We start from the raw sequence: 1,189 nt of genomic DNA, 5'->3' as shown, positions 1-1,189 counted from the left end.
CCGAAGACCCATCATCACAGTTCAGAGGCCCACCGGTTCCGGTGGGCCTCTTCTCATGTCCGGCGCAGCCCGCACACAGTCCGCAAGATTTCCAACGGTCTGCGCTACCCGCGAAATGAAGAGACCTGGGCGGCGCTGCGTGTCATCCGAGGTGAACATCTCCCCTTCGCCTGGGGAGCTCCGGTGGTGGCAGACAAGGACGCGCGCTGATCCACCGGCCCGACCGCTTGTTGCGAACAGGCTGCCAGCAATTGTCCAATGCGTTTCGCACAGCGGATTACCGGTTGTCTTCGTTTGTCGCGCCGCCGACAGTGGTGTCTCCCTGAACGACGCACCGACAGGGCGTGGGAGCACCGCCCAGGAACAAGCACAGCAGTTCTGCGTTGGCACGCGGCGAGACTGCCCTAGTCCGCCGCGATCGGCTCGGATGAAAGCGATGACGGACATGCTGAGTGATTGGTACGCGACGCCACGACCCTCCGGGTTCCGGAGGCGAAGCCTTCCGCTCGTGCTCGCCGCTTGTGCAGTTCTCGCAGCGGCGTGCGGAAACGCGACAGGCTCGTCCGGCTCCGAGACGTCCGGCGACGGGGACGGGAGCGCCGAGCACACCGGCCCGATCCGGATGAACTCGACCGGATCGTCCGAGGAACTGGTGATGTGGATCGCCGAGGCCGAGGGCATCTTCGACCGGAACGACCTCGACGTCGAGATATCTGACGTCGCCGGCGCCGGTCTCACCCCGATCGCTCTGACGAACGAGGAGGTCGACCTCGGGATCCAGACCGCACCCGACTTCCTGCAGGCAGTCGACCAAGGGCTGCCCTTGACCGCCGCCGTGGGCTTGTCCGTCAACCGGCCGGACAACCCGCGGCTGTTCGTCGTCGCCGGGCGGGACAGCGGGATCGAGTCACCGCAAGACCTTGCGGACGCCCGGATCGGCACGCCGAGCCGCGGCGGCTCGTTCGAGATCAGCACCGTGCATCAGCTGAGTCAGCTGGGCGTGGACACCAGCGGCGTCGACTGGGTGGAGGTGCCGTTCTCCCAGATGGCGTCGTCCCTGGACTCCGGGACGGTCGACGCGGTGGCGACGTCGGTGACCCTGGAAGGTGCACTGTCTGCCAGCGGACATGCCGTCGTCCTTGACCTCAGTGAGTTCGGCGATGACGTCCTGGTGACGTTCCTGTCTGCC

At 66.3% G+C, this 1,189-nt stretch carries 2 protein-coding genes; both read left to right on the top strand.

The features are described 5' to 3' along the window. A partial coding sequence (locus ELR45_RS37875) for a hypothetical protein (protein WP_205856605.1) occupies positions 1–210 on the top strand: 210 nt, incomplete at its 5' end. Positions 211–436: 226 nt separating this feature from the next. Further along, the coding region (locus ELR45_RS14820) for an ABC transporter substrate-binding protein (RefSeq protein WP_165367785.1) at positions 437–1,189 on the top strand (753 nt) is incomplete at its 3' end.

This window comes from Phytoactinopolyspora endophytica (assembly GCF_004138495.1).
Classification (GTDB): Bacteria; Actinomycetota; Actinomycetes; order Jiangellales; family Jiangellaceae; genus Phytoactinopolyspora; species Phytoactinopolyspora endophytica.
The sequence above is the reverse complement of the archived record's forward strand: the minus strand, read 5'-3'. Positions and strand labels throughout refer to the sequence as shown.